Genomic DNA, 24878 nt, shown 5'->3' with positions numbered 1-24878 from the left:
TGACATTGACGCAACGTCTTCAGACTAAATCGCTTTCCGCCCGGAAGGGCGGTTGCGTTATCGGTAAAAACCTATAAAACACTCGTCGGTTCCGAGAATCTGCTGGGGTGAGTGCGGATTCTCGGGAGGGGTATTAAAAACAAAGGCATAGCGCAATAATGCAGCGATTGCAGAGACTTACACGGGCCGTACTGTTGGCGGTTGCCGTATTTTCGATCGGGACGGTTTTGCCGAAAGCTTTCGGGCCGGTGTCCCTGGTTTCACAGGCACAGGCAGCGGTGGCCAGAAGCATTGACGTGCGTGGCAATACCCGTGTCGAGGATGAAACCGTTGTCAGTTACATGACCATCGTTCCCGGACGCTCCTACAGCGCGTTCGATGTCGACGAGTCACTGAAGGCGCTCTACGCAACCGGCCTTTTTGCAACGGTCGACATCACCCCGCGTGGCAGCGTTGTCGTTGTGACGGTTACCGAGAACCCGATCATCAACAGGGTCTCTTTCGAAGGTAACCGGAAGATCAAGGACAGCGCGCTGGAAACCGCCGTACGGTCTCAGCCGCGCTCGATGCTGTCCCGTGCCAAGGTTCAGGCTGACGTCCAGAATATTCTTGAAGCTTATCGTCGCTCCGGTCGCTATGGCGCGTCCGTCGAGCCGCAGATCATCGATCGTGGTCAGAACCGTGTCGATCTCGTTTTCGAGATCAACGAAGGTGCGAAGACCGGCGTCGAGCGGATCAGCTTCATCGGCAACTCTGCATTCAGCGACGGCCGCCTGCGCGATGTCATCCGTACACGCGAAAGCGGCCTTCTGAGCTGGCTGCGCAGCACCGACACCTACGATCCGGACCGTTTGGCCGCGGACGAGGAGTTGCTGCGTCAGTACTACAACAAGAAGGGCTATGCGGACTTCCGTATCGTCTCCACCAGCGCAGACCTCGATCGCGAGCAGAACATCTTCTACGTGACTTTCACGGTGGAAGAGGGCGAGAAGTACGAGATTGGCGATGTCGAGATCGTTTCCACGATTGCCGACGTTGATCCGGAAGATCTTCGCCGCCTGATCCGTACCAAGAGTGGTCAGACCTTCAACTCGCTGCGCGTCGAACAGTCTGTCGAAGACATCACGCTTCGTGTGTCGGAAGAGGGTTATGCCTTTGCTCGTGTCCGTCCGCGCGGTGCTCGTGACTACGACAACAACACGATCTCCCTGATCTACTACATCGAAGAAGGTCCTCGCGCCTACATCGAGCGGATCAACGTGATCGGCAACGACCGTACCCGTGAGTATGTCATTCGCCGCGAGTTCGACATTGCTGAAGGCGATGCGTTCAACCGTGCGCTTGTCGACAAGGCGGAACGTCGTCTGCGCAATCTCGGTTTCTTCGAGAAGGTTTCCATCACGACGCAGCAGGGCAGTGCACCTGATCGCGTGGTCGTGAACGTTCGCGTCGAAGAAAAGCCGACTGGTGAAATTTCCTTCGGTGTCGGTTATTCGACGGTTGACGGTGTCATTGGTGACATTTCGCTGACCGAGAAGAACTTCCTGGGCCGTGGCCAGTTCGTGAAGCTCGCTGTTGGCGGCGGTACGGACACCCAGTCCTACGAGTTCCGTTTCGTTGAACCGTTCTTCATGGGACGCCGTGTTGCCCTTGATCTGGACCTCTATCGCAAGGTGGATGATGCCAACGACTACCGTTCCTTCGATCAGAAGAAGACCGGTGGCGGGTTCGGTTTCACTCTGCCGCTTCGGGAAGATGAGCTGACTGTCCGTCTGTTCTACAACATCTTCCAGGAGAAGAACTCCGATCCGGACAACAACTCGACCAACATCAACAACTGTGACACCGCAAGCCTTTCCCTGGCGGTCTGTGACTCCCTCGGCACCTACCTGACGTCTCTGGTTGGCTACGAGCTGCGTTACAACACGCTCGACCGGATCCTGGATCCCTCCGACGGTATCTATGCTTCCTTCGGTCAGGAAATTGCTGGTCTGGGTGGCGACAGCTTCTACATCAAGACCGAAGCTCAGGCTCGCGCCTACAAGGAAATCCTGGCTGACTACGGTCTGATCGGTAGCCTGTCGGTGCGTGGTGGTAACATCATGGCCCTTGGTGATGAGCGTCTGCGTGTGTCCGAACAGTTCATGCTTGGTGGCACTCTCGTTCGTGGCTTTGAGAACCAGGGTATCGGCCCGCGTGACGCAACGACCGAAGACGCTATCGGTGGTCGGTTCTACTTCGCGGCAACTGCCGAAACCCGGTTCCCGTTCCCGGTCATCCCGAAGGAATTCGGCCTGAGTGGTGCAGTGTTTGCCGATGCCGGTTCGCTGTGGGATGCCGACAGCAGCCTGGTGAACCTGGTGGAAACCAACGGTGGCCAGATCGACTCGAACGACTTCAACGTTCGTGCGTCGGTTGGTGCAGGTATCCGCTGGAACTCTCCGTTCGGACCTCTACGGGCAGACTTTGCTTACCCGATCGTCAAAGACGACTCCGACAAAACGCAGATTTTCCGGTTGAGCGGCGGTACGCGCTTCTAAACTGCGGTCACATAGGATAAAAAACGGCCGCCGACACGTTCGGCGGCCGTTTTTGTTGGCTGGCAAGAAGGATAACATCATGTCCGAGCCAAAATTTTTTGAGTCTCCGGCTCCGGTCTCTCTTTCAGACATCGCAACGTGGGCGGAAGCTGAGATCGCTCGCGGCGAACCTACCCTGGAAATAACAGGTGTAGCGCCATTGGAAGATGCCACGCCCGGTGCTCTGGTGTTCTTCGACAACACCGCTTACCTGAAGCAACTGGACGGGACCACGGCAGCTGCATGCCTGGTCAACCGGAAACACAAGGACAAGGTGCCGGAGGGCGTTGCTGTTCTTGTATGTTCAGATGCCTATCGCTCCTGGGCGAAGGTTCTCGCCAAACTTTATCCTGCAGCCATGGTGCCGGTAGAACCTGGCGCCGCAGTCATTTCAGAACGGGCTGTAATCGATCTGGCTGCGTCGCTGGAAGACAATGTCACGGTCGAACCTGGTGTCGTGATCGGTGCGGGGGCAGAGATCGGTGCGGGCACTGTGATCCGGGCCAACGCTGTCATCGGACAGGGCGTCAAGATTGGCCGGGACTGTGTGATCGGTTCGAATTGCACGGTTCAGCACACCGTGCTTGGCAACCGCGTCTATATGCATCCTGGCGTTTGCTGCGGCCAGGATGGCTTTGGCTATGCGATGGGGCCGATGGGTCATCTCAAGGTGCCCCAGGTTGGCCGCGTGATCATTCAGGACGACGTTGAAATCGGCGCCAACACCACCATCGATCGTGGCGCAAACCGGGATACCATCATCGGCGAAGGCACGAAGATCGATAACCAGGTTCAGATTGGCCACAATGTCGTGGTCGGACGTCACTGCGTGATCGTTTCTCAGGTCGGTCTTTCCGGAAGCTGCACGCTTGAGGATTTCGTCGCCATTGGTGGGCAAACCGGCGTGCGTGGTCATGTAACGATTGGCATGGGGTCGCAGGTGGCCGCGGTGAGCGTAGTCAACGATGATTTGCCTGCCGGGGGACGCTACGGCGGCACGCCCGCAAAGCCGGTCAAACAGTGGTTCCGTGAAGTCGCTGCCGTCAGAAAGCTTGCAGAGCGTGGCGGCGGATCGTAAACGGAATACAAACAGGACTTTGCGGCGGTAATTCGCCAAGGGGTATTATATGGAAGACGCAGAAAACAAAACACTTGCCAGCGCAGACATCATGCGGATCATGAAGCTGCTGCCGCACAGGTATCCTTTTCTTCTGATCGACAAGATCATCGAGATGGATGGCGACAACAGCTGCATCGGCATCAAGAACGTCACCATCAACGAACCGCATTTCACCGGACATTTTCCGGAGCGGCCCGTTTTCCCGGGTGTTCTGCTGATCGAAGCCATGGCACAGACAGCCGGGGCCCTTTGCGTTCATGCCCGTGGTGACGATGCGCCGCCGCAGCTTGTCTATTTCATGACCATCGACAAGGCGAAGTTTCGCCGGCCTGTTGAGCCTGGCGATCAGGTTCATTTCCACGTCAAGAAGATCAAGCAACGCTCCAACATCTGGAAGTTCGACGCCGTTGCCAAGGTAGATGGCAACAAGGTCGCAGAAGCTGAAGTCAGCGCCATGCTGGTAGATGCGTGAGGAAATATGACTGACATACATCCAACGGCCATAGTCGAAGACGGGGCCGTAATCGGCGAGGGCGTTCGAATCGGGCCTTATTCTACAGTTGGCCCGAACGTGAAACTTGCTGACGGAGTTATCCTGGAGTCGCATGTCGTCGTCACGGGCCACACGAGTGTTGGTGCCAAAACGCATATCTTTCCCTTCGCCAGCATTGGTCACAAGCCACAAGATCTCAAGTTCGCGGGTGAAGTGAGCTTTCTGGAAATCGGCGCCAACAATCAGATTCGTGAACATGTCACCATGAGCCCCGGTACGGAAGGTGGCGGTGGCTATACCAGGGTCGGTGACAATTGCCTGTTCATGATGAGCTCACATGTCGGCCACGATTGTCAGGTCGGCAATCACGCAATTCTGGCAAACAACGCCACGCTTGCAGGTCACGTCGAGCTTGACGACTTCGTCATTCTGGGCGGCTTGAGTGCGGTCCGGCAATGGTCTCGCGTTGGAACCGGTGCGATCGTCGGCGGAATGACCGGGGTCGAATTCGACGTCATTCCCTATGGTTCCGTGATCGGTGACCGCGCACGTCTTGCCGGTCTCAATCTGGTCGGTCTCAAGCGCAAGGGCTTGCCTCGGGAGCAGATCCACGCTTTGCGGGCAGCTTATCGCGCGCTGTTTGAGAGCACCGAAGGAACTTTGCGCAGCCGGGCAGAAGCTGTTGCTGCAGAAGGTGCTGATCAGCCCCTGGTCAAGACGGTTACCGACTTCATCCTTGAAAAGGAAGACCGCCGGTTCTGCACGCCGCGCAGCGAAGACTGACGGATGAACGGGGCAGATACGGGACTGGAGCCACGCCTTGCCCTGATCGCAGGCAATGGCAGTCTGCCCTGTCAGATCGCTGATGCGCTCAACAGCGCCGGACGTGAATTCAGGATTATCGCCATCAAGGGCGAGGCTGATGAACGCACGCGGGCGCAGGCCGATACCGAACTCGGCTGGGGTGAAATCGGCCGGCTTTACAAATTTCTGAAAAAGACCGGGTGCCGGGACGTGCTTCTGATCGGAGGTGTCTCCAAGCGCCCTGATTTCACGTCCATACTTGGCGATTTGGGCACCTTGAAGCGATTGCCGACGATTATCCGGGCACTGGCCGGCGGTGATGACAGTCTGTTGACCAAGGTGATCCGGCTGTTTGAAGTTGAGGGGTATCGCGTTGTGGGGATCAAGGATGTGGCGCCGCAACTGCTTGCCTCAAGTGGTGTGCTTGGCAAAGTTCAGCCGAACCAGGGAGACTGGCGGGACGCTGAGCTGGCCTTGCGGGCGACGGAAAAGCTCGGTGAACTCGATATCGGTCAGGCGGCGATTGCTGTTGGTGGGCGGGTTGTTGCGCTTGAGGGGGCAGAAGGGACCGACGCCATGCTGCAGCGCTGCGCAGAGCTCAAGCGTATTGGCAGGATCCGTTCCAAAGGCCGCGCGGGTGTCTTGGTAAAGACAGCAAAGCCGAACCAGGACTTGCGGGTGGATCTTCCAACCGTCGGCCCCATGACTATTGACCTCGCAGCTGCAGCAGGCCTTGCCGGCATTGCAGTTGAGGCGAGTGGCGCACTGATCGCGGAAAAGGAAGAGACGCTCAAGAAGGCGGATAATGCCGGCCTTTTTGTCATCGGTATAGAGCACGGCACCAGGTTTGGGGTCACCTTAAAGGGACAATCGGACGAGCGTTCGTGATGACAGGAAAAATGCCCACGATTTGCCTGGTTGCAGGCGAAGAATCTGGTGACCAGCTCGGGTCGGAATTGATGAAGGCGCTCAACGAACGTTTGGGCGTAGGTGTTCGTTACTGCGGTGTCGGCGGCGAAAGGATGATGTCTCTGGGCCTCAAAAGCTTCTTTGACATGTCTGATGTTTCCGTCATGGGATTGACGGCAGTCCTCGCCAGATTGCCGTTGATCATCAAGCGGGTCTACCAGACCGTGGATGCCGTGGTTGCGGCCAATCCGGATATTCTGGTTATCGTCGACAGTCCGGACTTCACGCATAACGTTGCCAAGCGCGTGCGCAAGCGCGCGCCGCACATACCCATTGTCGGTTATGTTTCACCTTCTGTCTGGGCCTGGCGTCCAGGCCGGGCCCGCAAGATGAGCGTCTACGTCGACGACCTTCTGGCCTTGTTGCCGTTTGAACCTGATGTGCACCGCAAGCTCGGTGGCCCGCGCACCCATTACGTCGGCCATCCCTTGAGTGAAATCGCATCCGAACTGCGCCCCTCGGTTGGCGAAAGAGCGCCTGTAGAGGCAGATGAGAAGATCCTGCTTGTGCTGCCGGGGAGCCGGCGAAGCGAAATTGACAGGTTGCTAGGCGACTTCGCTAAGACTGTTGCGATCGTCAAAGAAAAGTTGCCCGGGCTCAAGGTTATTCTGCCGGCAGTCGCGCACCTTGAAGACAAGATCCAGCAGGATACGGACCATTGGCCTGTTCCGGTCGAGATTGTAACCGGCCTGGACGCCAAGCGGGCGGCCTTCCGAAAGGCGCACGCAGCCTTGGCCGCGTCCGGCACTGTTTCACTTGAGTTGGCTCTATCAGGCGTCCCGATGGTCGTTGCCTACAAGGTCGACTGGTTTTTCAGACGGATGAAGGAACTCAACCGGGTCTTCAAATTCTCGAGCGTTGATTCCTTTGTCCTGCCAAACATCATCCTGGGAACAAAAGCCATCCCGGAGTTCCTTGATGAGGAAGTGCAGCCAAAGGTGCTGGCGAACCAGCTCGTTGAGCTTCTGAACAGCGGTCCTGAACGCCAGAAACAGATCGAGCATCTGCAAAAGCTTGATGATGTCATGCGCTTGCCGGACGGGCATAGCCAGCGCGGGGCTGCGGCCGATGTCGTGCTTGCTGCTATGAAGACAGAATCCTGACGATGTTGTCGCCTCGCTCAAAAGCGGCGGGGAACAGTTTCACCGCGTCTTCATAGCCGGGCAGCCGTTGATAGGCGAGTGCGGGTATTCCACTGTCATTCATCGTGCGGACGATTTCGCTGCAATCGCTGCGTCCGGTGCGTATCAGAAGAAAGTCACAACTGCCAGAAACCGGATGGCATCGGGTCTCCTGCGCGATCCTGCGTCCAGTGTCGTCGCGCATGCCTGCGAGACGGGCTGCCATGCGCCGGAGCTCATCGTATTTGCCGAACAAGCGTATCGCCATGGCGGCTTGAATGGCACTTATCATACTGCTCACACGCGATTGGAGGAACTCCACGGCAGTTGTCTCGCAACAAAGCATATAGCCAAGTCCTATTCCCGCGAGACCGCTCTTTGAGGTGCCGCGCAAAAGAACCAGGTTGGGATGCTTCTTCAAAAAGGCGAGGCGGTGTTCTGGGGCTTTTGAGAAAAGCACGTAAGCCTCGTCCAGGAGCACCAGTCCTTCTCTGGCACTCACCAGGCTCTCCAGTTCACAGGGTGAAAGATCCTGCGTGGTCGGATTGTTTGGGGCACTTAGCAGGACAGTGTGATGCGAAGGAGATTTCCTGATCAGCTCGTCCAGTGTCGGGAACTTCTCCTGTGCGATACCGAGTTTCATCAAGGTCTTGTCGAACAAGAAGAAATCCCTGTTCAAGGTCGACACTGGATGGTTCTCGGATCGGGTGATCAGAACCTGCTCCAGGAGCTGAATAATACTGTGGCCGAAGACAGCCGAGACACCATCCGAAAGTCCCAAAGCAGTGCGCGCTGCTCTCTCGGCTTTTTCCTGAAGGTCCGTTTCAATCCCGGCCAGTACGTCCGCGCTGGCAGCTTCGCCAATGTTGGCGGTTATTGCATGAATGTCAGCTTCGAAGGTTTTGGGCCACCTGAAAAGGTCCTGGCGCTCCTTCAGAAGATGATCCAGCCTGAAGGGAGCAGCAGTTCTCGGGTGTTTGAAAGGGTTACTGGCTGGGCAAAACTGGTTCATGGTGCAGATATTGTCCGAAGACCGCTTCGCAGTCCTTGAAGTATTTTCGCGTGAAGAGGATGTGGGTGTGCCAGAAGATATCGACGACGTGGGTTGGCTGCAGGTGCACACTCGTGTCGGCGCCACATTGCATCTGGTCTCTGGCAGATTTGAGGAACGACCTGTAGGCCTCTTCAACCTTGCGGGCCGAGGAGACAGGCCAGTTGTATCCGCCGGCGGTATCCGAGGCAGTCAACTTGGTGATGATGCATTCCAGATCAAGCTCATCGACAGTATCGAAGGGCAAGGCAAATTCAGCTGACGGCATCGCATTCCCTTTCTCCTTGATGACCGATTCCCGGGGCGAACGAAGGCTCACCTTTTCGCCCGGGAAACGGTTAAATGTTGGAAGGGTTACTTCTTTTCTGACGTTTTACGGTCGGCCGTTTCGACCTCGGCAGAGGGATCAATGTGTACAACGCAATGACCGCCGTAGCAGAGAGCCTTGCTGTCGGCCTGGTTGATGTCGTGCGGAAAACGATTTGCTTGCTGGTAGAGTTTCAAGAGATTTTTCATGTGATTTTCTCCCAATTCAATGAATGCGGAAACAAGAAGGAAATTATGGAAGTTGCGGCTTCGCCGGTTCAGGACGCTGACATATCAACGTGGCCGCGGCAGGTGCCATCCGAGAAAGTTCCACGGTACACCGGTTCGCCGGCCAGACCTGTCGCCCACAGCTCAGCTGAAACAGGGTCCGTTTCACCATCAAAGGACATCAGGTAGGTATTGTGAAACGAAACGACCCCCATGTTCTGAGAAACATCGTTGCTGACTACTTTGAAGGAGTGTCCGTTGTCCGTCACACGGTGCTCAGCGCCTTTGTCAGATGCGCTTGTCTTGTAACCGGATCCATACCTTTTGGTGCACACCGACATGTCACCGTCAGCTTCGACAGTTGTTATCTTGTCAAAGGAAAGACTTACGTCGGCTGCGATTGCTGGCAACCCGAAGAGGCTAATTGTTGCCGCAACTGTAAGTGATTTAATACTACGAGCATTCATCATCTTCTCCCTTCATTTCAAAGAAACGAAATGACTAGAGGAGCGTATCAGCAAATTTTTTAAGTGCTAACCGAATAAAATTGATGAATTTATACAAACTAACTTTAGGTGAATTTCTGCTTAATCGATGGTATTTTAACGAATATTGATTGGAATATTGTGAATATTCTTATCTTCTTCAAGTGATTGTTTTTACACGAGAAAAACTCAGCTTTCGCTGAAATGGCAACTCTGTCGCGACGACATTTTCATGCTGAAAATTAAGACATGAAGCAGTCGCGCCCCTGAATGGGGCACGCTTTTGGAAGTTCCGATGAACACGTGCAGGCCAGACAAACAAAAACCGGGTGCAGTTCGCCCCCGGTTTTTCCAAGTCTCGTGGGATCAGGTTGCTTCGTTCAGGCGTTGGCTACGTTGTCCAGGAAATGCCCGACTTCATTCTTCAGAATATCGGTTTTCTGCGACAATTCGCTTGAAGCGCCGAGAACCAGATTGGCGTTCTGACTGGTCTGGGCGACTGCCTGCGATAGATCCGACATGTTGGTCTTTACGGAACCTGTGCCCTCGGCAGCCCGCTGAACGTTGACCGAGATTTCACTCGTTGCAGCACCTTGCTGTTCGACTGCCGCTGCAATGGTTGAGGTGTATTCGTTGACCTCTTCCATAGTCTGTGTGATCGCCTCAATTGCGACAACGGCGTCCTTGGTTGCGTTCTGGATTTCGGAGATCTGCGAGCTGATTTCCTCGGTGGCCTTGGACGTCTGGGTTGCCAGTTCCTTTACTTCGGCGGCAACGACTGCAAAACCCTTGCCGGCCTCGCCGGCGCGTGCGGCTTCGATCGTTGCATTGAGGGCCAGGAGATTCGTCTGCTCTGCGATCGCCTGGATCAGGTTGACGACTTCGCCGATCTTGGTGGCTGCTGTCGAAAGGCTTTGAACCTTTTCGTTGGTGACCTGTGTGCCTTCGGTTGCCCGATCGACAACCTGCGTGGTCTGGTTCACCTGACGGGAGATTTCCTGAATAGAAGCGGCAAGCTCCTCTGCGGCGCTTGCAACCGTCTGAACGTTCTGTGTCGCTTCGTCGGTTACACCATAGGTGCTATCGGCAAGGCTGGAGTTCTGACTGGCGATAGCGCTGAGATCCTGAGCGGTGCCATCAAGTGTCTGTGCCGTTTCTGCAACGGAGCCCAGGACTTCTGTCGCTTTCTCACGGAAACCGGAAATCAGAGCCTCAATGCGGGCTTGCCGCTCTGCACGCAGGTGCTGGTCTTGCTCTGTTTCTGACTGCAGGCGCAGTCGCTCAACAGCGTTGTCGCGGAAGACCTGCATGGTTCGGCTCATGTCGCCAATCTCGTCACCGCGCCCGATACCGTCGATCTCGACATCCGTGTCACCTTCCGCCAGGCGGGACATGGTTTCGGTGGTCCGGCGGAGAGGGCGTGTTACCGCGAAGTTGAGTGCGATAGCCATCCCAACGCCCGCCAGGATGGCTGTGAGAAGGGCGAGGCTGATAACGCCAAGTGCGCTGGTGCTGGAGGCTTGTGCAGCAGCGCTCTGATTGGTGGAGATGGTGGTGATTTGCGTTTGCACTGTCTGAGACAGTTCCGTCATGGTGTCGATCTGTTCGGCGAGCTGAAGCTGGTTTGAAGCCAGTTCGGAAAAACTCGCAGCGAAGCTGTCGATAGAGCTCTTCACAGCCGGGACGATGTCGGAGATCGCCGGGAAGTCCTTGGCGCTCGATTCGAGCCGGGACGCCAGTTTGTCGAGGCCCTCGATACCGGTCGTCACGGTCTGCTGAGACGTGTCGCTCGGCGACAGCATGAAGTAGAACGCGGCGGCCTTTACTGCGTTTGCGTCTGCCTCAATCTGCATAACCGTGTCCGCGACACTGTCGACGACATAGAAACGCTGGTTGATCTGGTCAGCCTGTGCATAGACATTGTCGATGGCCACATTTGCCTGTGAACGGATTTCCTTCACATCGGAAACAAGCTGCTCGAACCCCGCCTTGGCGGCATCTGTCAGGTCGAAGATCGCAATGTAGTCCTTCGTCTCGGTCAGTTTGCCGAGTGTCTGCTCCAGTTCGGCCGTTTTGGCAGCAAGCTGCTGGAACTTGCCCGGGTCGACGCCGTCAAAACTGTTTGCGGCCATCTGCTTGGCAGAAGGCACAAGCAGGGCAACCCGATCCTTGATGTCTGAAAGCTGCTTGGCGTTGTTGGCTGCAGCGTTGAAAAGATTTTGAAGGGTAAGCGCCTCTTCTTGGAAACCGGCAGCAGCCTGGCCGACCTTGTTGGCGAGCACCAGCGTCTTGCGTGCGTTTGTCTCGTCCTGGCTGACCCCGTCTCGCGCCATCAGGGCCTTGCCGAGGATCTCCGAAGAGATCTTCTCAAGATTTTGCACAGCGCCATCAAGTTGCTGTTGCTTTGCGGTCTGTGTCTGCGTCAGGCCGACGACCTCTTCGAAAGCCTCACGGAATTGCTTTACAGCATTAGCTGCTTCAGCGACGGGAACCTGAGCTTCGGGATCAGCCTTGAGCTGGTTCTGGAGCGTTTCAAGTTCGGCACTCAACACACCGATGTCGGAGATTGTTGCCTCAGCTGTCTGAAGGTCCTGTGAGGACAGGAAGCTTTCCTTCTTGCTTGCCAGGTTTTGCAACTGTGCAATGGCGGAAGTTGACTGTTTGGCAACCTCCATGCGCTCCGAGAGGGTCAAGACGCTGTATGCGCCAACACCACCTACAATGCCCGTAAGAGCAACAACGGCAGCAAAACTACCGCCGACTTTGACCCCAAACTTCAAGTCAGAAGCGAACTTCAGGAAACTCATGTTAACCCCTCGAAACCCCAGCGTGTTCAATGCGCGCTATTTGTTTGAAAGGGTAAGCAAAGATTCCTTATTATTCGTGAAAATTCTCTATTATGGGACTTTATGGTGTAATTAGAATGAGTAATTCTCTATATCATATGTAAATTTGGAGATTTAAAGTAATATCACTTCGAGTTTTAAAAGCGTGCTTTCTATTTTTTTGTTTCATTTTATTTTTCGGAAAATATTCGATATTTTCTATTCTCTTGAGTAATGACAGGTGAATGCTTTTTCCCTTGCCTCGATTGAGAAGGAAAAATATTTCTTGGAATTGTTTTGTTTCCGCTGGGTAACAAAATAAAGAAGACGCCCGGCAATAAAGCCGAGCGTCTTCCGTTTTGATATGCATTCAGCTGAAATGCTGCTGCAAATTCCGGGCGCTTGTCTGTGTGCGGCCTTAGCGGCGCTGGTCGATCGGCGTGTAGTCGCGCAGTTTCTCACCAGTGTAGAGCTGACGCGGACGGCCGATGCGCTGGGACGGATCTTCCACCATTTCCTTCCACTGGGCGATCCAGCCGACGGTACGGGCCAGAGCGAACAGAACGGTAAACATCGTCGTCGGGAAGCCAAGCGCGCGCAGCGTGATGCCGGAATAGAAGTCGATATTCGGGTACAGCTTCTTCTCGACGAAATATTCGTCGTTGAGCGCGATTTTTTCCAGCTCCATGGCAACGTCCAGCAGCGGATCGTCCTTGATGCCAAGCTCGCCGAGAACTTCGTGCGTGGTCTTCTGCATGATGCGCGCACGCGGGTCATAGTTCTTGTAGACGCGGTGACCAAAGCCCATCAGACGGAATGGGTCGTTCTTGTCCTTGGCACGAGCGACATATTCCGGAATGCGGTCCACGGAGCCGATTTCCGACAGCATGTTGAGCGCTGCTTCGTTGGCGCCGCCGTGTGCCGGCCCCCAGAGGCAGGCGATACCGGCTGCGATACAGGCAAACGGATTTGCACCGGAAGAACCTGCCAGACGAACCGTGGAGGTCGAAGCATTCTGCTCATGGTCGGCGTGAAGAATGAAGATGCGATCCATGGCGCGGGCCAGAACCGGGTTCACCTTGTATTCCTCGCAAGGGACCGCAAAGCACATATGGAGGAAGTTTGCCGCATAGCTCAGGTCGTTGCGCGGATAAACGAATGGCTGACCAACGTGGTACTTGTAAGCCATTGCGGCGATGGTCGGCATCTTCGCGATCATGCGCAGGGAGGCAACCATGCGCTGGTGCGGATCGGTGATGTCGGTCGAGTCGTGATAGAAGGCGGACAGCGCCCCAACCGTTCCGACCATGACTGCCATCGGGTGGGCGTCGCGACGGAAACCGGAGAAGAAACGGTTCATCTGTTCGTGGATCATCGTGTGGTAGGTCACACGATTGACGAAGTCGTCCTTCTGGGTCTTCGTCGGCAGTTCGCCGTAGAGCAGAAGATAGCAGGACTCCAGGAAGTCGCCGTGGTCGGCGAGCTGCTCGATCGGGTACCCGCGGTAGAGCAGGGTGCCTTCGTCACCATCAATGTAGGTGATCTTGGACTCGCAGGAGGCGGTGGAGGTGAAGCCCGGGTCGTAGGTGAACATGCCCGTGTCCTTATACAAGGACGAGATGTTCACAACCGACGGTCCGATGGATCCGTCAAGAACGTCGAATGCGTGGTCGTTACCACCGACATTGAGCTTGGCGTTGTTGTCGGCCATTCAGAAACCCCTTTACGTTAAACGGATGTGCTGTCCTGGTTTGACCCTTCAGGCGATGGGTCCCGTTTCCGGTTGCCGGACCAGCACTGGAGACTTTTTCGCGTCTTGCGTAGCCCATTTACTGCACTGCCGCAAGCTGGCCGATATAACGCTTTGGTCAAAGACGGATTTCGCCAACCAGAGCGACTGCCGGAAGCTTGGCTTTTGCCTAAAAATGCATCCGGCAGTGCTTTGTCTCAGGCTGCCTGATCCTGAATTCTGGCAAGGGATTCTTCCCGGCCAAGAGCGATCAGGACGTCATAAATGCCGGGTGACGTGCCTCGGCCCGTCAGCGCGGCCCGTAGCGGCTGCGCCACCTTGCCCAGTTTCAATTCCTTGTCTTCCGCGTAGGCCTTTACAGCAGTTTCCAGCGGGTCCGCGCTCCAGTCAGAAGCGCTGGAAAGAACTTCGTGAAGATCCTTCAGGATCGCCCGGGCGTCGTCGTCCAGGATCTTCTGGGCCTTTTCGTCGGTGTCGAGCGGGCGCTGACGCCACAGATAGGAGGCGCTTTCCGTCAATTCGACCAGGGTCTTGGCCCGTTCCTTCAGTCCGGGAAGTGCTGCAAGTGCGGTGTTCTCGTTGTCACCATCGGCAAGCCAGGCGAGAATCCGGTCGCCGCCTTCGGCGTGTGCGAGATAGACCTTCCAATGGCTCAGCAATTCGCCGTCATCGGTCGCGCGCATGTAGTGACCGTTGAGGTTCTCAAGTTTCTTGAAATCGAAACGCGCAGCAGACTGACCGACAGCGTCAAAACCGAACCACTTGATCATGTCTTCGAGCGAAATGATCTCCTCGTCACCATGGCTCCAGCCGAGACGTGCCAGATAATTCCTCATGGCCTGCGGCAGATAGCCCATCTCGCGATAGGCTTCGGCCCCGGTCGCACCGTGACGTTTGGAAAGTTTTGCGCCGTCCGGCCCGTGAATGAGCGGAATATGCGCCATTGCCGGCACATCCCATCCCAGAGCCTTGAAGATGAGCGTCTGGCGGGCTGCATTCGTCAAGTGATCGACGCCGCGGATGATGTGTGTGATGCCCATGTCGTGATCGTCCACCACAACAGCGTGCATATAGGTCGGCGTCCCGTCAGAGCGCATCAGTACGAAGTCATCAAGGTCCTTGTTCGGGATCACGACGCGACCCTGAACGAGATCGTCGACCACCGTCTCGCCTTCCTGAGGGGCCTTGATGCGGATGACCGGGTCAACGCCGGCCGGGGCTTCGGAGGCGTCTCGCTCGCGCCATGTCCCGTCATAGCGGGGTGGCTTGCCCTCGGCGCGGGCTTTCTCGCGCATGGCGTCAAGCTCTTCCGGGGTGCTGTAGCAGCGATAGGCCGTGCCGTTGGCCAGCATTTCCTCGACCACTTCCTTGTGGCGCTCAACACGGGAGAACTGGGAAATCGGGTCTCCGTCCCAGTCGAGCCCAAGCCAGGACAGGCCGTCAATCAATGCGTCCACCGCTTCCTGCGTGGAGCGAGCCCGATCCGTATCTTCGATCCGCAGCAGCATCTTGCCGCCGTGATGACGCGCGAAGAGCCAGTTGAAGAGCGCGGTGCGAGCGCCGCCGATATGCAGGAACCCGGTCGGGGACGGCGCGAAGCGCGTGACGATGTTCTGTGCCATGGTGCTTTATGAAAGTCTCTGTCAGTATGACGGCGCGGAGCGCGCCGGATTGGTGGCGCGGTCTTAGCACAGGCTTTGGCGAGGCTAAATAGGGGCTCCGGCCATTTCTTGGACCAAAACGAGGAGCTGAAGTGACGTCACGGTCCGGTCCGCTCGATATTTCTGCCGGCCGGTCGCAAACGGCAACCCTTGATGTTGAGCACGAGGATTTATCACCTGCCGTGCTCAAGCCTGAAGTGCGTGAGAAACGACGTTCAAGGCTAGCGGGTGGTGGCCACACTTATTCCGCTCACAATGCGTCAGCAGATCGTCTTTGGGATTCGCAAGGGCTGTTGTGGTGTGCCTTCGCGTTTGCCGCGGGAATTGGAGTTTACGTTTCGTTGCCCGAAGAACCTTCCTGGGTTCTGTTGGGATTTCTGGTCGCGCTGGTAAGCGCGGTTCTCTGGCGTGTGAAGCGGCGCGGCACGGTGGCGGTTTCCGTCGTTCTCTTCCTGGCATTCTTTGCCGGACTGGCAGCCTCCAGTCTTCGCACGGCATATGTTTCGGCGCCGCGCCTTGCCGAACAGATGAACGCGGATCTTGCTGGCTACATAGAAGAGATGGACAGCGGGGCGGCCGGTCACCGGATCGTACTGGCCGTTTCCTCGGTCAATGGGCGTCCTGTCGAGGAAGGCGAGTTCCCCGTTAAGGTGCGCTTGCGCGTTCCGGCAGGAAGCGACGTTGAAGTGGGGCGCACCGTGAGCGTCAGTGCGCGGCTGTTTCCCCCTGCAGGTCCCGTCTTTCCAGGAGGATACGATTATTCCTTCCGGGCCTTCTTTCAGCAGATAGGTGCGACGGGTTTCAGTTTCGGGTCCCCCGAGGTCATCGAGGCTGAGGAGGCTGGAAATGAATTTCGCCCCGCCGTTGCCGTTGCCAAGTTTCGAATAGACCTCGCGGAGCGTATCAGGAGCAATCTTTCGGAACGGCCGGAAACCGCACTGATCGTTGCTCTTCTGGTTGGAGACCGCAGCGGTATAACCGAAGAACAGGAAGAGATTTTACGGGCCGCCGGACTGGCGCACATTCTTGCAATTTCCGGGCTGCATATGGCGCTCTTTGCCGGCGGCGCCTATGGCGCGGTCTTGCTGCTCTTTTCGTTGGTGCCGGTCCTGACGCTCAGGTGGCCGGTGCACAAATGGGCTGCGCTTTCAGCCCTTGGTGCTGCTGTTATTTATCTGCTTCTGTCCGGTGGTGCGGTTGCGACGCAGCGCTCGTTCCTGATGATCGCGATTGTCTTTGTCGGAATTCTGGTGGGGCGACGCGGCCTGACCCTGCGAAGCGTAGCGTTGGCTGGCCTCGTACTCTTGCTGATTGCTCCTGAGCGGTTGTTTTTTCCCGGCTTCCAGATGTCCTTCGCTGCCGTAATCTGCCTCGTTGCCGTTTATGATCTGTGGCGGCAGCGAGATCGTTCCCTGTCATCTGGTGAAAGAGTGTCCGGATGGGGCATGGCGACTTGTCTTTACCTCGGCAAGTGGGTTGCAGGGTTGTTCGTCACCGCATTGGTCGCGGGGCTGGCGACCGGCATTATAGGAGCTCATCACTTCAGCCGCATTGCGCCCTATGGCCTTGTAGGCAACTTGCTGGGAATGCCGGTGTTTTCACTTGTTGTGATGCCGATGGGAGTACTTGCATTCGTTCTGATGCCCTTCGGCCTTGCAGCTCTCCCTCTGGCTGTCATGTCTTTCGGAGTTTCACTTCTGTTGAAGGTTGCTTCCTTTACCGCAGCCCTTGATGCCGGCGGCGGAACTTCCGGAAGGCTCGACGGGGCTGCTGCATTGCTATTGCTATCATCATTATTTGCCGGATTGTTGGTGCCTGGCAGAAAGCGTGTGCTCGCAGGAGTGCCTCTCGTCGCAGGAATATTGCTTGTTCTCACCAGCCGGCCTCCGGATATCCAGATTGCTGCAAGCGGCTCTCGAATAGCTGCCCGCGATGAAACGGGAACTTTGCGTTACGCAGCAAGGGGGAGATCGTTTGCAAGTGATCTCTGGCTGCAGTCGGAAGGAGTGAGGAATGATGCGATCTTGTCGCGCAAGATGAAATCGCCTCAAAGAAATTGCGATGACGACGGTTGTGTCATCAGGGCCTACGTCAATTCAGAGGACGCAGAACGGCTGGATAGCAGGCAATCGTTTCTTGCAATCGCGCAGCCAAAGACATTTGAAGCGTTTCAGCTGGATTGCCGATATGCCGATTTGGTCGTGACCGATCTTGTCGCTCCGGAGAGCTGCGGTGCAGCCCTCGTCCTGGATCGCGGTACGCGCACCGAACGTGGTGCCGTCTCCATCTGGCTATCGCCCGGTGATTTCAGCGAGGCCGCAAATGCTACGAGCGGTGCCAGTGCACCGGGCCATCCGCCAAACGAAAATCTGAAAATCAAGAAACTGAAGTATGCCATCCCTGATCCACCGCGCCCCTGGCATCACCAGGGTACGGTAACAAGAGATAGCCTGCGTCTAGCCGAGCGCGCCTCAGTGGCCGAAGCGCGCGCAGAGGAGTGACTGGTCAATACTGACGAAACAGGGCAACGAGGCGGCCCTGAACACGAACGCGGCCGGGACCGAAGATCCTGGTTTCATAAGCCGGGTTGGCTGCTTCAAGAGCGATGGAAGCGCCTTTCTTGCGCAGCCTCTTCAAGGTGGCTTCTTCATCGTCCACAAGTGCAACCACGATGTCGCCACTGTCGGCGCTGTCGGTCCGGCGGATAAGAACGGTATCACCGTCCAGAATGCCCGCCTCAATCATGGAATCACCACGAACCTCCAGCGCGTAGTGTTCCCCGCGACCAAGCAGGTCCTGCGGCACTGTGATGGAATGGCTGTGTGTTTGAATGGCCTCGATGGGCACGCCGGCTGCAATGCGGCCCATGACGGGAATTTCCGTAACACTGGACACCGGCACCGGTGCAGCTTTTTCCGGCTCCGGTTTGCCGAGTGAGCCTTCAATGACTTCAGGTGAGAAGCTGCCTCTTGGCCGTGGAGCGCCCAGGCCGGGTGCGATGGAGTCCGGAAGACGAACAACCTCCATGGCTCTGGCCCGGTTTGGCAGGCGCCGGATGAAGCCACGTTCTTCAAGCGCAGTGATCAGGCGGTGAATGCCGGACTTGGAGCGCAGGTCGAGCGCATCCTTCATTTCGTCGAAAGACGGCGGCACACCGGTTTCTTTCAGTCTTTCGTGAATGAACATGAGCAGTTCGTACTGCTTGCGCGTCAGCATGTAGGCGTCCCCTGACCGAGAAAACATCTGGTACAAATCAAGAACATGGTACCTGTTCTCATTGTGTTCTGCAAGGGTAAATGTTCTCTTACTGTTCTTGGCTTCGAACAAGTTGCCGTATTCAATCCGTCTCCGATATCGGATTCAGGTCGTCCTTCGATCCGGTCATGATCAGCAGTTCACAGGTGATCAAAGTCGGCGCGCCACCAGCGGTGAGAATGCCCCGATGCAGTCCACCTTCGAGATCAACGGCGCGGATTGGGATACAAAGCTCTTGCTTCGGTTTCGCGCCAGCGTTTGCAGACAGGAGTATCTCGGAGATCAGACCTGTCATCGGCTGGGCATCGCGGAACGCTGCTCCGGCCAGACTGCCCAGTCCATAGACTTCGTAGGAGGGTGCTTTCAGCTCTTTTGCGAGTTCTTGGATGCTGTCCGTCAGGTCGGCAAACGGAGCGAGTGTGGTGATAAGCGCATTGTAGTCGGTTGTCCGTGACTGTTCGTCATCCTGTTGCACACGAAACAGCGTGAATTCGGTTTCCGGATCCAGCGATGCCACGAAGGCTGCGCCTTGCAGGCCGTACCCTTTGATAGCCCCCTGATGCGCAACCTTCAGCGTATGCGGCAGTAAGTGGCCAAGGTGCTCGGCTTCTTCCTCGTGCCAATAAGCGTGTACATGAGCGAACCATTCACCATCTCGTATCCCGAGAATGGCAACTGCGGACTCCAGCGTTGCGCCTTTCGAAGAGTGCGTGTCGCTGTACCAGGCTGCATGTCGGTCATCGATTGCACAGGCAGGCATTACGAAGTCGAACGCTTCGAGCGTGAGCCCGGAAAGATCGAGAACGGCGGAGCTCAGTCCTTGGTGCGTGGCGAAGCGGCCCAGCGCCTCCAGCAAGGGAGTTTGCTCTGCCAGGGAGATTTCCAATGGTTTCGCCAGACATCTGGCATGGGGGAGCCGATTGATGGCAGAAGGGCCGGGATGACGAATGTCGGACAGAGACCTGGGGGCGGGCCGTCTCACAACAGGCCTTTCTCGGTCAAATGCTCCCGCACCAGTTTCTTGGTGATCTTGCCATAGGCGCTTGTCGGCATTGCAGGAATGAAGAGATAACGTGCAGGCATCTTGTAGCGGGCGATCTTGCCGTTCAGATAGTCGCTGAGGTCCTGAGGGTCGGGTGACTTGTCCGGGGCTGCCACACAAACGGCTAGGCCGACTTCGCCCCATTGCCTGTCCGGAATGCCGAGAATTGCGACCTCGGAAATATCCGGATGTGTAAGCAGCACTTCCTCGACTTCCTTCGGGTAGACGTTGGAGCCACCAGAAATGTACATGTCCGACGCTCGGCCTGTCAGGAAGAGGTAGCGCTGTTCATCCATGTGACCGATGTCTCCGGTGCGGAACCAGCCGTTCCGGAAAGACTTCTGGTTGGCGTCTTCGTCTTCCAGATAGCCAGCACAGACTGCCGAACCGATGACGCAGACTTCACCCGTTTCATTGGGGGGCAGGTGATTGCCATCCTCGTCCTGGATCGAAACCTCTATACCTGTGCGCTCCGTACCGCAGGTGCCGCTGCGTGTCTCAGGTCCATCCTCCAGAAAATGATCCTGTGGCCGTAGCACGGTGATGTTTCCGGTGACCTCGCCAAGTCCGTAATATTGAACCAGAACGTGCCCCAATTTCTGGAGTGCCAGCTTCTGGTCCTCCCTGTACATGGGAGCCCCCGCATAAATGACGTGACGAAGGCTCGAGTGATCGTACTGATCAACAGAAGGGTCTTCCACCAGGCGTTTGACGATTGTGGGAACAGTGAAGAGATTGCTGACCTTGTGTTTCTCGATCAACTCGAATGCAGTCGAGGGATTGAAGCCGCCTCCGGGCAGGAGAACATGTGTGGAACCAACTGATAGCTGGGCAATCAGTTGCAACCCTGCGCCGTGTGACAATGGGGCTATGACCAGCGACGCATCGCGCTCCGTCGTCCCGGGCAACAGGTCTGCCATGTAGTTGACGCAAACGAATCCGATCTGCCCGTGACTAAGGACAACCGCCTTCGGGCGGCCGGTTGAGCCTGAGGTGAAGAACAGCCAACAGGGATCGTTATAGTCCACTGCCTCGTTCTGCAGGACCTGTCCCCGGTAACGGGAAAGGAGATCCTCATAGCTTGTGCCAAAGTCGCTGGCTCCAATTGTAATGCATCCTGTCAGCTGATCTTGGGCGTTTCGCACTGCATCGGCCTGAGTACCAAAATCAGCGTCACACAGGAAAACCTTCGCCTTCGCTTTTACCGCAGCATAGGCCGTTTCGCCCGGAGCCTGTCTGAAATTGCAGGGAACCCAGATGGCTCCCAGACGAAATGCGGCCAACATGATCTCGATCATCTGATGCGAGTTCTGGGCCTGGACCAGCAAGCTGTCGCCCTTGGAAACGCCGAATTCCGATTGGAGACTCTTGGCAAGTGCGGAGACGCGCGAATCGATTTCTGACCAGCTCAAGGTGACCCCATCCTCGACAACCGCAGGCCTTGAGGGCCACCGGGCAGCGTTCCTGGACAGAAAATGCGCAAGATTGGCCACGCGATTGGAACAGCGCTCCACCATCTAAGTTTGCCTCCCGACTACTGGTTTTTTCAGACGTTAGGTTGATGGCAGTCCGTTTGACAAGTTGAGATTGGCATTCAGACCGTTCCGCTTTCTAGGTAAATCGTGCAAGTATGCCGCCGATCGGTTTCGACGTTTGCCTGAGGATTTCGAATGAGTGAGATGACGATTATTGATTGGGACGATGCCTATTCAAATGCTGCCTATATTCCAGGCGCTGACGATTTCATCGTGCGCTGGGCACAGGAAGCGGAAACCTTCCGGAAAAGCTGGGTCGAAAAGGATCTGGATGTCGTTTACGGGGAAGGGGATCGTCAGCGGTTCGATGTGTTTCGGCCGCAGAGGAAGTCCAAGGGGCTCGTCGTGTTCGTGCACGGTGGCTACTGGCTGAGATTCGATAAAAGTTCCTGGTCGCATTTTTCTAGCGGCTGCCTGGCAAGAGGCTGGACGGTATGCATGCCGTCGTATGAGCTGGCTCCTGATGCGCGGATCGCAGATATCACGCGGCAAATCTCTGTCGCGATTACGAAGGCGGCTGCTCGCGTTGGTGGCCCGATCCGTCTTGCCGGGCATTCCGCCGGTGGGCATCTGGTCACACGCATGATTTGCGAAGACAGCCGGTTGCCGAAAGACGTTCTGGATCGAATCGAGCGTGTTGTTTCCATTAGCGGTTTGCACGACCTTCGCCCGCTCAGAAACACGGTGATGAACAAGTCCTTCCAGATGAACGAAGACGATGCCATGGCCGAAAGTGCGGCATTGATGGTGCCCGCCGTTGACTGTCCGGTTGTCGCCTGGGTCGGTGGAGCGGAGCGTCCGGAGTTTCTAAGGCAATCGAAACTCCTTGCGGATGCCTGGCCAATGGCCACCTACAAGGAGGATCCCGGCGGCCATCATTTCGATGTCATAGACGGTTTGAAGGATCCCGATAGTGAACTGACGGAAACCTTGCTGGCCCCTTGAGCCACTCACGAGGAGGCGCATATGCGTACTGAAAGCGACAGCATCGGCGAAATAGACGTGCCGGAGGACAAATACTGGGGGGCACAGACACAGCGCTCCTTGAAGTATTTTTCCATCGGTAGCGACCTGATGCCGATAGAGCTTGTCCACGCTTATGGCGTTTTGAAGAAGGCAGCGGCCCTTGCAAACGAAGAGCTGGGGTTGCTGGATGCAGATCTTGCTCGGTTGATCGTCCAGGCAGCCGACGAAGTTATTGATGGAAAACTTGACGACCATTTTCCGCTGCACGTGTGGATGACCGGCAGCGGAACACAAACCAACATGAACGTGAACGAAGTGATCTCCAATCGCGCCATTGCCCTTGCCGGTGGTGTGCTGGGGTCAAAGGATCCGGTTCATCCGAACGATCACGTGAACCTGTCTCAGTCGTCCAATGACAGCTTTCCCGCAGCCATGCACATGGCCGCTGCTCTCCAGGTGACACATCGCCTTTTGCCCGGCGTGCAGATGCTCCACAAGAGCCTGCAAGACAAAGCCGACGCCTGGGACGACATCATAAAGATCGGCAGAACGCATATGCAGGACGCCACGCCTCTGACGCTTGGTCAGGAGTTTTCCGGTTATGCGGAAATGCTTCGTCAGGACATTGAGCGCATCAGTTTTGCCCTAAAGGATGTCTATGGACTGGCGCTGGGCGGAACCGCAGTCGGGACGGGCATCAACGCTCATCCCCTTTTTGCGGAGTTGTCTGCCACCCGGATCGCGGAACTGACGGACTTGCCGTTCTATACGGCTCCGAACAAGTTTGCGGTTCAGGGGGCGCATGATGCTCTTGTCATGTTGAGCGGAGCCTTGAAGACGCTTTCAGTGTCCTTGTTCAAGATCGCAAACGATATCCGCCTCTTGTCCTGCGGGCCCCGCTGCGGTTTCTTTGAGCTGAAAATTCCGGCAAACGAGCCCGGCTCTTCGATCATGCCAGGCAAGGTCAACCCGACGCAGTGCGAGGCACTGGCGATGGTTGCGGCACAGGTGATGGGCAATGACGTCGTCGTCGGGATAGGTGGCGCCAGTGGCTACCTGGAGATGAATGTCTACAAGCCGCTGATGATCAATGCGATCCTGCAGTCGGTAAAGATCATGGGCGACGGTTGCACCAACTTCTCCCTTTTCCTGGTGGAAGGCATGGAGCCGAACGAGAAGCGCATCAGGGAGTTTCTGGATCAATCCCTGATGCTGGTGACTGCGCTAAGTCCGGTGATCGGATATGACAAGGCCAGTCATGCCGCACACCATGCGTTTGAGCATGATCTGACCTTGAAGCAGGCGTGCCTTGACCTTGAATTCGTCAGTGCGGAGGAATTCGACCGGGTTGTTGATCCGGCGAAGATGGTCCAGCCGTCGCTTTAGGTCGGCCGAAAGTTTCCTGATGAGCGCTTTCGTGATGCGCTGGGCAATTCGGCGTACGACTACAAGAGACCCCTTTGCGCGAGATTGCGCATGAGGGAGCTTATGCCGAATGTCCATTCCGGACATTCGGTCGAAAGCCGGACCGTGTTGCTCAATCGACCGAGGCCCGGACTTTCGATTGTAACGACGTCGCCCAGTTTGTGAGTGAAACCTTCTCCGGCAACGTCCCGGTCCTGCGTCGGTGCGAAGAGGGTACCGAGAAACAGCATGATCCCGTCGGGATACTGATGATGACGGCCCAAGGTTTGCCGGACCAGATCCAAAGGATCCCGACTGATTTCCTTCATCGAAGATCTTCCCTTCAGGATGAAGCCGTCCGTTCCCTCCACCGTCAGGTCCAGCTCTGCCAGTCGAACGTCATCCAATGAATATCCCTGGTCGAATAGTCGGATCATCGGTCCGATGGCACAGGATGCATTGTTGTCCTTTGCCTTGGATAAGAGCAGAGCCGAACGGCCCTCGACGTCACGCAGATTGACGTCGTTTCCAAGCGTTGCGCCAACAATCACACCCTTTGAAGAGACTGTCAGAACCACTTCCGGCTCTGGGTTGTTCCAGCTGGACACCGGGTGAAGTCCGACGTCGGCTCCGGTGCCGACAGAGGAAAGAACCTGCGCCTTGGAAAAGACCTCGGCATCCGGGCCGATGCCGACTTCCAGGTATTGGCTCCAGAGGCCCTCGGAGATAAGCGCTTGTTTGACCTTGGCGGCTTCTTCGGATCCGGCTCGCAGGTTCCGCAGGCTGTCGCCGATGGTTGCACCTACCCGTGCCCGGATGGCTTCGGCCTTTTGAGGATCTCCTGCCGCTTTCTCTTCGATCACGCGTTCGACCATGGAATTTGCGAAGGTCACGCCACATGCCTTCACTGCCTGTAGATCGCAGGGAGCCAGAAAATGCAGGTTGGCGATATCGCTGCAGGTACCAGCCGCGATTTCATCCAGAGTGCCAAGATCTTCTCCTTTAGCTGCGGCAACATAGGCAGCCGGTTCCGTTAGTTCGCAAATATCCCGAACGGTGGGGGCGGCTGCGGACGTGATGTCGAAAACGCGGTTTTTTCGCAGTGTGACGACGGCAGGACCCTTGACATCGGGTCGCCAGACACGGCCCAAAAATGTGCCGGAGGACAATTCGGTTTCTGAATAGAATTTCATGGCGTTCCCGGGTTGGCCGTTAGGCCATCATTGTTGGTTTTCCCTAGTCTGCTGGGAAAATTCTCAGTTGTCCAACAAATCGGTTAATCGA

The 24878-nt window shown here is 56.4% G+C and carries 20 protein-coding genes; 9 read left to right on the top strand and 11 right to left on the bottom strand.

Going from position 1 to position 24878, the window contains the following annotated elements:
• Positions 1-296 precede the first annotated feature (296 nt).
• The 6 genes from bamA (at position 297) to lpxB (ending at position 7068) form a co-directional block, all read left to right on the top strand.
• A complete protein-coding gene (gene bamA, locus ACVDG9_RS13180) occupies positions 297-2540 on the top strand; it encodes an outer membrane protein assembly factor BamA (protein WP_416384140.1) in 2244 nt (747 codons plus the stop codon).
• A 79-nt stretch (positions 2541-2619) separates the two neighbouring features.
• Positions 2620-3657 carry a UDP-3-O-(3-hydroxymyristoyl)glucosamine N-acyltransferase gene (lpxD, locus tag ACVDG9_RS13175; protein ID WP_296599001.1) on the top strand — a complete coding sequence of 346 codons (1038 nt, stop codon included), beginning with the start codon at positions 2620-2622 and terminating at the stop codon, positions 3655-3657.
• A gap of 49 nt (positions 3658-3706) precedes the next feature.
• The gene (fabZ, locus tag ACVDG9_RS13170) at positions 3707-4171 is read left to right on the top strand and encodes a 3-hydroxyacyl-ACP dehydratase FabZ (RefSeq protein ID WP_022998467.1); all 465 of its coding nucleotides are present in this window, start codon (positions 3707-3709) and stop codon (positions 4169-4171) included.
• Positions 4172-4177: 6 nt separating this feature from the next.
• Positions 4178-4975, top strand: a complete 798-nt coding sequence (gene lpxA / locus ACVDG9_RS13165; protein WP_031268426.1) for an acyl-ACP--UDP-N-acetylglucosamine O-acyltransferase — start codon at positions 4178-4180, stop codon at positions 4973-4975.
• A gap of 3 nt (positions 4976-4978) precedes the next feature.
• Complete coding sequence (locus tag ACVDG9_RS13160) at positions 4979-5884, top strand: LpxI family protein (RefSeq protein WP_447238169.1); 906 nt, start codon at positions 4979-4981, stop codon at positions 5882-5884.
• 11 nt (positions 5885-5895) lie between these two features.
• The gene (gene lpxB, locus ACVDG9_RS13155) at positions 5896-7068 is read left to right on the top strand and encodes a lipid-A-disaccharide synthase (protein ID WP_447238168.1); all 1173 of its coding nucleotides are present in this window, start codon (positions 5896-5898) and stop codon (positions 7066-7068) included.
• Here the strand turns inward: lpxB and ACVDG9_RS13150 are convergent.
• The 7 genes from ACVDG9_RS13150 to gltX form a co-directional block, all read right to left on the bottom strand.
• On the bottom strand, positions 7049-7747 hold the full coding sequence (locus ACVDG9_RS13150; RefSeq protein WP_447238166.1) for an aminotransferase class I/II-fold pyridoxal phosphate-dependent enzyme: 699 nt from the start codon (positions 7745-7747) through the stop codon (positions 7049-7051). The two genes, lpxB and ACVDG9_RS13150, sit on opposite strands and share 20 nt — an antisense overlap.
• A 325-nt stretch (positions 7748-8072) precedes the next feature.
• Positions 8073-8405, bottom strand: coding sequence for a UCP032817 domain-containing protein (locus ACVDG9_RS13145; protein WP_077292780.1), 333 nt, complete (start codon positions 8403-8405; stop codon positions 8073-8075).
• An 86-nt stretch (positions 8406-8491) separates the two neighbouring features.
• A complete protein-coding gene (locus tag ACVDG9_RS13140; RefSeq protein ID WP_156912487.1) occupies positions 8492-8653 on the bottom strand; it encodes a hypothetical protein in 162 nt (53 codons plus the stop codon).
• A gap of 68 nt (positions 8654-8721) precedes the next feature.
• Positions 8722-9141, bottom strand: a complete 420-nt coding sequence (locus tag ACVDG9_RS13135) for a hypothetical protein (protein ID WP_447238165.1) — start codon at positions 9139-9141, stop codon at positions 8722-8724.
• Positions 9142-9536: 395 nt separating this feature from the next.
• Entirely contained in the window at positions 9537-11831 is a 2295-nt protein-coding gene (locus ACVDG9_RS13130) for a methyl-accepting chemotaxis protein (RefSeq protein ID WP_447238164.1), read from the bottom strand.
• A 568-nt stretch (positions 11832-12399) separates the two neighbouring features.
• Positions 12400-13692 (bottom strand): citrate synthase, encoded by a 1293-nt coding sequence (gltA, locus tag ACVDG9_RS13125; RefSeq protein WP_022998477.1) that lies wholly within the window; start codon positions 13690-13692, stop codon positions 12400-12402.
• A gap of 236 nt (positions 13693-13928) precedes the next feature.
• Positions 13929-15353, bottom strand: coding sequence for a glutamate--tRNA ligase (gene gltX / locus ACVDG9_RS13120; RefSeq protein WP_447238163.1), 1425 nt, complete (start codon positions 15351-15353; stop codon positions 13929-13931).
• A 131-nt stretch (positions 15354-15484) separates the two neighbouring features.
• On the opposite strand from gltX, the gene ACVDG9_RS13115 reads away from it, so the two are divergent.
• Positions 15485-17893: a ComEC/Rec2 family competence protein gene (locus ACVDG9_RS13115; protein WP_447238162.1), complete on the top strand. Its 2409-nt coding sequence runs from the start codon at positions 15485-15487 to the stop codon at positions 17891-17893.
• Between the two features lie 4 nt (positions 17894-17897).
• Here the strand turns inward: ACVDG9_RS13115 and lexA are convergent, their stop codons facing one another.
• The 3 genes from lexA to ACVDG9_RS13100 form a co-directional block, all read right to left on the bottom strand.
• Entirely contained in the window at positions 17898-18608 is a 711-nt protein-coding gene (gene lexA, locus ACVDG9_RS13110; protein WP_022998485.1) for a transcriptional repressor LexA, read from the bottom strand.
• A 121-nt stretch (positions 18609-18729) separates the two neighbouring features.
• On the bottom strand, positions 18730-19533 hold the full coding sequence (locus tag ACVDG9_RS13105; protein ID WP_447238161.1) for a hypothetical protein: 804 nt from the start codon (positions 19531-19533) through the stop codon (positions 18730-18732).
• Positions 19534-19625: 92 nt separating this feature from the next.
• The gene (locus ACVDG9_RS13100; protein ID WP_447238160.1) at positions 19626-21206 is read right to left on the bottom strand and encodes an acyl-CoA synthetase; all 1581 of its coding nucleotides are present in this window, start codon (positions 21204-21206) and stop codon (positions 19626-19628) included.
• A gap of 153 nt (positions 21207-21359) precedes the next feature.
• Between ACVDG9_RS13100 and ACVDG9_RS13095 the strand changes: the two genes are divergently transcribed.
• Positions 21360-22169 carry a hormone-sensitive lipase gene (locus tag ACVDG9_RS13095; protein ID WP_447238159.1) on the top strand — a complete coding sequence of 270 codons (810 nt, stop codon included), beginning with the start codon at positions 21360-21362 and terminating at the stop codon, positions 22167-22169.
• A 21-nt stretch (positions 22170-22190) separates the two neighbouring features.
• On the top strand, positions 22191-23576 hold the full coding sequence (gene fumC, locus ACVDG9_RS13090; protein WP_022998489.1) for a class II fumarate hydratase: 1386 nt from the start codon (positions 22191-22193) through the stop codon (positions 23574-23576).
• A gap of 59 nt (positions 23577-23635) precedes the next feature.
• On the opposite strand, the gene ACVDG9_RS13085 is transcribed toward fumC, so the two are convergent.
• Positions 23636-24787, bottom strand: a complete 1152-nt coding sequence (locus tag ACVDG9_RS13085) for a fumarylacetoacetate hydrolase family protein (protein ID WP_447238158.1) — start codon at positions 24785-24787, stop codon at positions 23636-23638.
• Between the last annotated feature and the right edge of the window lie 91 nt (positions 24788-24878).

It is taken from the genome of Roseibium sp. RP-7 (genome assembly GCF_053005225.1).
The sequence above is the reverse complement of the archived record's forward strand: the minus strand, read 5'-3'. Positions and strand labels throughout refer to the sequence as shown.

What these genes read in the sequence shown, in the direction of transcription:
- fumC (WP_022998489.1), top strand. Translation starts at nt 22,191, where the DNA reads ATGCGTACTGAAAGCGACAGCATCGGCGAAATAGACGTGCCGGAGGAC.
- gltA (WP_022998477.1), bottom strand. Translation starts at nt 13,692, where the DNA reads ATGGCCGACAACAACGCCAAGCTCAATGTCGGTGGTAACGACCACGCA.
- gltX (WP_447238163.1), bottom strand. Translation starts at nt 15,353, where the DNA reads ATGGCACAGAACATCGTCACGCGCTTCGCGCCGTCCCCGACCGGGTTC.
- lpxB (WP_447238168.1), top strand. Translation starts at nt 5,896, where the DNA reads ATGCCCACGATTTGCCTGGTTGCAGGCGAAGAATCTGGTGACCAGCTC.
- ACVDG9_RS13160 (WP_447238169.1), top strand. Translation starts at nt 4,979, where the DNA reads ATGAACGGGGCAGATACGGGACTGGAGCCACGCCTTGCCCTGATCGCA.
- ACVDG9_RS13095 (WP_447238159.1), top strand. Translation starts at nt 21,360, where the DNA reads ATGAGTGAGATGACGATTATTGATTGGGACGATGCCTATTCAAATGCT.
- lpxD (WP_296599001.1), top strand. Translation starts at nt 2,620, where the DNA reads ATGTCCGAGCCAAAATTTTTTGAGTCTCCGGCTCCGGTCTCTCTTTCA.
- ACVDG9_RS13140 (WP_156912487.1), bottom strand. Translation starts at nt 8,653, where the DNA reads ATGAAAAATCTCTTGAAACTCTACCAGCAAGCAAATCGTTTTCCGCAC.
- lexA (WP_022998485.1), bottom strand. Translation starts at nt 18,608, where the DNA reads ATGCTGACGCGCAAGCAGTACGAACTGCTCATGTTCATTCACGAAAGA.
- lpxA (WP_031268426.1), top strand. Translation starts at nt 4,178, where the DNA reads ATGACTGACATACATCCAACGGCCATAGTCGAAGACGGGGCCGTAATC.
- fabZ (WP_022998467.1), top strand. Translation starts at nt 3,707, where the DNA reads ATGGAAGACGCAGAAAACAAAACACTTGCCAGCGCAGACATCATGCGG.
- ACVDG9_RS13145 (WP_077292780.1), bottom strand. Translation starts at nt 8,405, where the DNA reads ATGCCGTCAGCTGAATTTGCCTTGCCCTTCGATACTGTCGATGAGCTT.
- ACVDG9_RS13085 (WP_447238158.1), bottom strand. Translation starts at nt 24,787, where the DNA reads ATGAAATTCTATTCAGAAACCGAATTGTCCTCCGGCACATTTTTGGGC.
- ACVDG9_RS13135 (WP_447238165.1), bottom strand. Translation starts at nt 9,141, where the DNA reads ATGATGAATGCTCGTAGTATTAAATCACTTACAGTTGCGGCAACAATT.
- ACVDG9_RS13100 (WP_447238160.1), bottom strand. Translation starts at nt 21,206, where the DNA reads ATGGTGGAGCGCTGTTCCAATCGCGTGGCCAATCTTGCGCATTTTCTG.
- ACVDG9_RS13130 (WP_447238164.1), bottom strand. Translation starts at nt 11,831, where the DNA reads ATGGAGGTTGCCAAACAGTCAACTTCCGCCATTGCACAGTTGCAAAAC.